Below are 7,470 nucleotides of genomic sequence, written 5' to 3'. Positions count from 1 at the left end.
AAACGCCCGGTTACATTTCGAACCCGGAAGCTAAGCCTTACAGCGCCGATGGTACTGCAGGGGGGACCCTGTGGGAGAGTAGGACGCCGCCGAACTCCTTTTAGAGCTCTGGCTCTTGGGCATACAGCCCAAGAGCCAGAGCTTTTTTGCGTTGAGGTAGGGTCAGGGGGCATCGTTGGCTCATTTTCTACTGGAGGCCCCCGGGTGGAGGTCCAGGAGACTCGTGTTCAGACGGACCGGGTCCTCACCATCCCCAACATCCTCAGCATGGCGCGGCTCGTCGGCGTGCCCCTGTTCCTGTGGCTCATCCTGCGGCCCGAGTTCGGCGGCCCGAAGAGCGACGGCTGGGCACTTCTCGTGCTGGCCCTGAGCGGTGTCAGTGACTATCTGGACGGGAAGCTCGCGCGGCGCTGGAACCAGATCAGCAGCCTCGGCCGGCTGCTCGACCCGGCGGCCGACCGGCTCTATATCCTCTCCACTCTCGTCGGTCTCACCTGGCGCGAGATTCTGCCCCTCTGGTTGACCGCTGTACTGGTTGCGCGCGAGCTGGTCCTGCTGGTGATGGTGGGCATCCTCCGCCGGCACGGCTATCCGCCGCCGCAGGTGAACTTCCTCGGCAAGGCCGCCACCTTCAACCTGATGTACGCGTTCCCGCTGCTGTTGCTCAGTGACGGATCTGGCTGGCTGCCGTCACTCGCTGCTATTTTCGGATGGGCGTTCGCCGGATGGGGTACAACGCTGTACTGGTGGGCAGGAGTCCTCTACGTGGTACAGGTCCGCCGCTTGGTCCGAGCGGATGCCACGGCCGACTGACTCCCTCGCCCGTCGACGGTGACGGCGGTCCCCGATGGCCCGCTCTGGGAAAGTACGGGAGAATCTGGACGGGAGTAGTCGGCTAGACCGTCGTCTTTAGAGGAGGACGCTTCCGACATGAAGGCCGTCGTGATGGCCGGAGGCGAAGGCACTCGCCTTCGCCCCATGACCTCGAGCATGCCCAAGCCGCTTCTGCCGGTCGCCAACCGACCGATCATGGAGCATGTGCTGCGGCTGCTCAAAAGGCATGGGCTCAACGAGACCGTCGTAACAGTGCAGTTCCTGGCGTCACTGGTCAAGAACTACTTCGGTGACGGTGAAGAGCTCGGCATGGAGCTCACCTATGCCAACGAGGAGAAGCCACTCGGTACCGCCGGAAGCGTCAAGAACGCCGAAGAGGCATTGAAGGACGATGCCTTCGTCGTCATCTCCGGTGACGCCCTGACCGACTTCGACCTCACCGAGCTGATCAATTTCCACAAGGAAAAGGGCGCGATGGTCACGGTCTGCCTGACCCGTGTGCCCAATCCGCTGGAATTCGGCATCACCATCGTCGACGAGGAAGGCAAGGTCGAACGCTTCCTGGAGAAGCCGACCTGGGGCCAGGTCTTCTCGGACACCGTGAACACGGGCATCTACGTCATGGAGCCCGAGGTGTTCAACTACGTCGAGGCCGACGTGCCCGTGGACTGGTCCGGTGACGTCTTCCCGCAGCTCATGAAGGAGGGCAAGCCGATCTACGGCTTTGTCGCCGAGGGCTACTGGGAGGACGTCGGCACGCACGAGAGCTATGTGAAGGCGCAGGCCGACGTCCTGGAGGGCAAGGTCGACGTCGACATCGACGGCTTCGAGATCTCGCCGGGCGTATGGGTCGCGGAGGGCGCGGAAGTGCATCCGGACGCCGTTCTGCGTGGGCCGCTGTACATCGGTGACTACGCCAAGGTGGAAGCCGGCGCCGAGATTCGCGAGCACACGGTGGTGGGCTCCAACGTCGTCGTCAAGAGCGGTGCCTTCCTGCACAGGGCCGTGGTGCACGACAACGTCTACGTCGGGCAGCACAGCAATCTGCGCGGATGCGTCGTCGGCAAGAACACCGACATCATGCGGGCGGCTCGCATCGAGGACGGGGCCGTCATCGGTGACGAGTGCCTGATCGGCGAAGAATCGATCGTGCAGGGCAATGTGCGGGTCTACCCGTTCAAGACGATCGAGGCAGGCGCCTTCGTCAACCAGTCGGTCATCTGGGAGTCCCGCGGACAGGCCCATCTCTTCGGCGCCCGTGGTGTGTCCGGCATCCTCAACGTGGAGATCACGCCGGAGCTGGCCGTGCGGCTGGCCGGCGCATACGCCACGACCCTCAAGAAGGGCTCCACGGTCACCACGGCCCGCGACCACTCCCGTGGTGCCCGGGCGCTGAAGCGGGCGGTGATCTCCGCGCTGCAGGCCAGCGCCATGGACGTACGAGATCTGGAGAACGTGCCGTTGCCGGTGGCGCGGCAGCAGACCGCTCGGGGAAGCGCCGGCGGCATCATGATCAGGACGACGCCCGGGGTGCCGGACTCGGTCGACATCATGTTCTTCGACTCCCAGGGCGCCGACCTCTCGGCGGGAGGGCAGCGCAAGCTCGACCGGGTGTTCGCCCGGCAGGAGTACCGGCGTGCGTTCCCCGGCGAGATCGGTGACCTGCACTTCCCGGCCAGCGTCTTCGACTCCTACACGGGGTCGCTGCTGCGGAACGTGGACACGACCGGCATCGCCGAGTCGGGGCTGAAGGTCGTCGTCGACGCCTCCAACGGCAGTTCCGGCCTGGTGCTGCCGAGCCTGCTGGGCAAGCTCGGTGTGGACTCGCTGACGATCAATCCCGGTCTCGACGAGTCCCGGCCGACCGAGACGACGGAGATGCGCCGGGCGGGGCTGGTGCGGCTCGGTGAGATCGTGGCGTCCTCGGGTGCCGCGTTCGGTGTGCGGTTCGACCCCGTCGGCGAGCGGCTGTCGCTGGTGGACGAGAAGGGCCGGATCATCGAGGACGACCGGGCCCTGCTGGTGATGCTCGACCTGATCGCCGCGGAGCGGCGCAGCGGCCGGGTGGCGCTTCCGGTGACGACCACGCGGATCGCGGAGCAGGTGGCCGCGTACCACGGCACCCAGGTGGAGTGGACGACCACCTCGCCCGACGACCTGACGAGGGTCGGCGGCGAGGAGGGCACCATCTTCGGCGGTGACGGCAAGGGCGGCTTCATCGTCCCCGAGTTCAGCAGCGTCTACGACGGTACGGCCGCCTTCGTGCGGCTGATCGGTCTGGTGGCGCGGACGCAGCTCACGCTCAGCCAGATCGACGCGCGGATTCCGCGGGCGCACGTGCTCAAGCGCGATCTGGCGACCCCGTGGGCCGTCAAGGGGCTCGTGATGCGCCGGGTCGTGGAGGTGGCGGGAGACCGCCATGTGGACACCACGGACGGCGTGCGTGTGGTGGAGCCCGACGGGCGCTGGGTGATGGTGCTGCCCGACCCGGCCGAGGCGGTCACCCACCTGTGGGCGGAGGGCCCGGACGACGCCTCCGCTCAGGCCCTGCTGGACGAGTGGTCGGCCGTCGTGGACAGCGCGGGACGCTGAACGCAACTGCACGCGTGCGTGCCGGACAAGGCGCCCTAACGGGGGCCTGTCCGGCACGCCGGTGGGGCCATTCGGAGGAATCCGTCGCGACGTGCGACGATGTGCGGCATGCCGCAGCAGCCCCCCGTTCGGAGCACTCGTACGCCACCGTCGCGGCCGGACGCGTCCATGTCGCTGCTCACCAACGTCATGGACCACAGCCTCGACGACGGCTATGCGGAGGCTGCCGCCCGTAAGAAGGCGGCCGGCTCGGGGGGCCTGCCGAGGACGCTCCGGGCGAAGCTGGGGCTCGCCGCCGGTCTCGTGCTCGCGGCGCTCGTGGTCACCGTCGGTGCCGCACAGGCGCGTGTGGCGGCGCCAGTTGTCGCCAAGGAGCGCCAGGAGCTGCTCGACCGGATCGACCGGGAGACGAAGACGGCCGACGACCTCGAGGGCGCTGTCGACCAGCTGCGCGACGACGTCGGCGCGCGGCAGCGCGAGGCGCTGAAGAAGAGCGGCGGTGGCGAGCAGGCGGAGCTGGTGGGCATCCTGTCCGGGGCGACCGCGGTGCACGGGCCGGGTGTGAAGCTGGTCGTCGACGACGCCAAGGAAGCCAGTTCCGGTGGCGGCGCCAACCCCCGGGAGACCACCGGATTCGCGGACACCGGCCGGGTGCGTGACCGGGACATGCAGCGGGTGGTCAACGGCCTGTGGGCGTCCGGCGCCGAGGCCGTGGCGATCAACGGGCAGCGGCTGACGGCACTGTCCGCGATCCGCGCCGCGGGGGACGCGATACTGGTCGACAACAAGCCTCTGGTGCCGCCGTACACGGTGCTGGCGGTGGGGGACGGCGAGCGGCTGAGCACGCGGTTCCAGGACAGCGCGGACGGGCTGTATCTGAACGCCCTGCAGGAGAACTACGGCATCCGCACCAACATCTCCGTGCAGAGCGATCTCCGGCTGCCGGCCGCACCGAGCGTGATCGTACGTACAGCACAGCCGAACACGGGAAAGACTGAGAAGGGCACATCGTGATCGCCGTACTGGGCCTCGTCGTGGGAGTCGTGGCCGGCCTGTTGGTCCGGCCGGAGGTTCCGGCGGTCGTCGAGCCGTATCTGCCGATCGCCGTCGTGGCGGCGCTGGACGCCGTCTTCGGTGGTCTGCGGGCCATGCTCGACGGCATCTTCGACGACAAGGTCTTCGTGGTCTCGTTCCTGTCGAACGTGGTGGTGGCCGCGCTGATCGTGTTCCTCGGGGACAAGCTGGGCGTGGGCGCGCAGCTGTCCACGGGTGTCGTGGTCGTGCTCGGCATCCGGATCTTCTCCAACGCCGCGGCGATCCGACGGCACGTGTTCCGGGCGTGAGTGCGATGAGCAGCGAGGACGAGACGCCCGAGAACAAGAGCGACGAGCGCGAGACCACCGAGCACAGGCTGCGCCGGGAGCTGCCCGAGGAGCGGCCGGCGCAGGTGCCCGAGGCCGCGGCCGGTCCCGTGACTGCGCCGCAGGGTGGTGTGACCGGTCGGCAGCGGCTGGTGAAGGGGCTGTGGCCGCCGCGTGTCACACGGGCCCAACTGATCGTGGCTGTGCTGCTCTTCGGTCTGGGCTTCGGGCTCGCCGTCCAGGTCGCCTCCAACAGCGACAATGACAGTGCGCTGCGCGGTGCCCGGCAGGAGGATCTTGTCCGGATCCTCGATGAACTCGACGACCGCACACAGCGTCTTGAGGACGAGAAGCAGGGGCTCGACAAGCAGCGCCAGGAGCTGGAGAACAGCTCCGACCAGGCCGAGGAGGCCCGCAAGCAGACCGTGGAGAAGGAACGGCAACTCGGCATTCTGGCGGGCACGGTGGCGGCGCAGGGTCCCGGCATCACGATGACCATCGACGACACGAAGGGGACGGTCCAGGCGGACATGCTGCTCGACGCGATCCAGGAGCTTCGTGCGGCGGGCGCGGAGGCGATCCAGGTCAACGATGTCCGGGTGGTCGCCGGTACCTATCTCACCGACTCGGGCAAGACCGTGAGTGTCGACGGGAACAAGATCACCGCGCCTTATCGTTTCCAGGTCATCGGCAAGCCGCAGGACCTGGAACCGGCGCTCAACATCCCTGGAGGCGTGGTGCAGACCCTGGAGAAGGAGCAGGCCACCGTGACCGTCGAGCGATCGAACAAGATCGTCGTGGACGCCTTGCGAGCGGCGAAGCAGCCTGACTACGCTCGGTCGTCCTCCCAGTGAACCGGGGGTGCATGGGGGGCGTCGCACGAGGGCATGAGGTTGCGGGGGGTCGGCGCACCGAAGAGGTGGTGCGTGGTGGAAACTGTTTGGTGGATACGGACGTTGTGAGGATGTCCGGGTCGACCGGTGTGTTCAGTCAGGGTTCGTCCTGCCCCACGGGCGGGTCTGTTTCGGTCAAGGGGAATCGCCCGTGAAGTTGTTTGCGAGGTTGTTCGGCAAGAGCGCGCGAGAGGGCAGCGAGAGCAACGCGACCGCTCGCCATCGCGCCCAGCCGGACGAAGAGGCACAGCGTCCGCTGTTCCGGGACCAGGTGGCTGGTCCGGGCGGTGGCATTTCCGGAGGTCAGGGCGCGCCGTCTGTTGACCCTGCCCAGGCCGGCGGCATAGGTTTCGGCCAACCGTCAACCTCAGGTACGGGTGGAGGGTTCACGTCCGACCCGTACGCGTCCCATGCCCCGGCGGGGCAGCCGCGGCAGGAGGATCCGTCCATGTCGGCCCTGGTCTGCACGAGGTGCGGTCACCGCAATGCGGAGAACAGCCGCTTCTGCAACAACTGCGGCTCGCCGCTGCGCGCCGGGGCGGTGCCGGAGCGCGCCTCGGAGACGACCTCCACGATCTCCATCTCCGGCATCGAGGCCTACGACTCCGAGGTCACCGGTCAGACGCAGCTCCCGGCGCTGTCCCCGGAGGCGCAGGCCGCCGTGGACGCGCTGCCGCTGGGTTCCGCGCTGCTGGTCGTGCGCCGCGGGCCGAACCAGGGCAGCCGCTTCCTGCTGGACGGTGAGCTGACCACGGCCGGCCGCCACCCGCAGAGCGACATCTTCCTGGACGACGTCACGGTCTCGCGCCGCCACGTGGAGTTCCGGCGCAGCCCGGACGGCACGTTCACGGTCGCCGACGTGGGCAGCCTCAACGGCACCTACGTCAACCGCGAGCGCATCGACCAGGTCGCCCTGCACAACGGCGACGAGGTGCAGATCGGCAAGTACCGGCTGGTCTTCTACGCGAGCCAGCGGGCCTACTGACCCTCCCTCGGACTGAGTCCGGGGGCACCCCCCAGGGAAGGTCCATGCTTCGAACACCGGGCGGCGGTGCCGGCCACGGCACCGCCGCGGCGGACAGTGGGCTGATGAGCATCGGCACCGTGCTGAACGTGCTGCGCGAGGAGTTCCCCGAGGTCACCATCTCCAAGATCCGTTTCCTGGAGTCGGAGGGGCTGATCGAGCCGCGGCGGACCCCTTCGGGGTATCGCAAGTTCAGCGCGCAGGACGTCGAGCGCCTCGGCCGGGTGCTGCGGATGCAGCGGGACCACTATCTGCCGCTGAAGGTGATCCGCGAGCACCTGGACGCCCTGGAGCGCGGTGAGAACGTCCGCGTTCCGACGCTCGGCCGGCAGCGGGACGGCGAGCAGCTGCCCGAGCAGCCCACCGTCGCCCGTATCGGCCGCTCCCAGCTGCTGGCCGCCGCGGAGATCGGGGAGCGGGAACTTGAGGAGTGGGAGTCGTACGGCCTGATCGCTCCGCTGGAGGAAGGCGTGTACGACGCGGAGACGGTCACCGTGGCCACGCTGATCGCCCAGCTGGGCCGGTTCGGGATCGAGCCACGCCATCTGCGGGTGATGAAGGCCGCCGCCGACCGCGAGGCGGGGCTGGTGGAGCAGGTGGTGGCCCCGCTCAAGCGGCACCGCAATCCGCAGACCAGGGTCCATGCCGAGGAGCGGACCAAGGAGCTGGCGGACCTAGCCGTGAAGCTGCACGCGGCCCTGGTGCAGACCGCTCTCGGGGTGCGGCTGCCCTGAGCCGGGCGGGCGCCGGATGTGATGATCATCCA

7 protein-coding genes and 1 rRNA gene are annotated in these 7,470 nt (G+C 68.2%); all 8 read left to right on the top strand.

Features of this window, described 5'->3' with window-relative positions; translation table 11 throughout:
- Positions 1–95: ribosomal RNA gene (gene rrf, locus AB0J12_RS20280) — 5S ribosomal RNA — on the top strand; the annotation flags it as partial.
- Positions 96–204: 109 nt separating this feature from the next.
- Positions 205–813, top strand: coding sequence for a CDP-alcohol phosphatidyltransferase family protein (locus AB0J12_RS20275; RefSeq protein WP_363265700.1), 609 nt, complete (start codon positions 205–207; stop codon positions 811–813).
- Between the two features lie 117 nt (positions 814–930).
- Positions 931–3,426 carry a mannose-1-phosphate guanyltransferase gene (locus AB0J12_RS20270; protein ID WP_363265699.1) on the top strand — a complete coding sequence of 832 codons (2,496 nt, stop codon included), beginning with the start codon at positions 931–933 and terminating at the stop codon, positions 3,424–3,426.
- Positions 3,427–3,534: 108 nt separating this feature from the next.
- Positions 3,535–4,440: a DUF881 domain-containing protein gene (locus AB0J12_RS20265; RefSeq protein ID WP_363265698.1), complete on the top strand. Its 906-nt coding sequence runs from the start codon at positions 3,535–3,537 to the stop codon at positions 4,438–4,440.
- Positions 4,437–4,769: a small basic family protein gene (locus tag AB0J12_RS20260; protein WP_003988855.1), complete on the top strand. Its 333-nt coding sequence runs from the start codon at positions 4,437–4,439 to the stop codon at positions 4,767–4,769. Before AB0J12_RS20265 ends, AB0J12_RS20260 begins: the two co-directional genes overlap by 4 nt.
- Before the next feature lie 5 nt (positions 4,770–4,774).
- A complete protein-coding gene (locus AB0J12_RS20255; protein WP_363265697.1) occupies positions 4,775–5,641 on the top strand; it encodes a DUF881 domain-containing protein in 867 nt (288 codons plus the stop codon).
- A gap of 190 nt (positions 5,642–5,831) precedes the next feature.
- Positions 5,832–6,665: an FHA domain-containing protein gene (locus AB0J12_RS20250; protein ID WP_363265696.1), complete on the top strand. Its 834-nt coding sequence runs from the start codon at positions 5,832–5,834 to the stop codon at positions 6,663–6,665.
- 44 nt (positions 6,666–6,709) lie between these two features.
- Positions 6,710–7,438 (top strand): MerR family transcriptional regulator, encoded by a 729-nt coding sequence (locus AB0J12_RS20245; protein ID WP_363265695.1) that lies wholly within the window; start codon positions 6,710–6,712, stop codon positions 7,436–7,438.
- The last annotated feature ends 32 nt before the right edge of the window (positions 7,439–7,470 follow it).

The organism is Streptomyces sp. NPDC049915, from assembly GCF_040656475.1.
In the GTDB taxonomy this organism is placed as follows: Bacteria; Actinomycetota; Actinomycetes; order Streptomycetales; family Streptomycetaceae; genus Streptomyces.
This window is presented reverse-complemented; position numbering and strand designations above follow the sequence as displayed.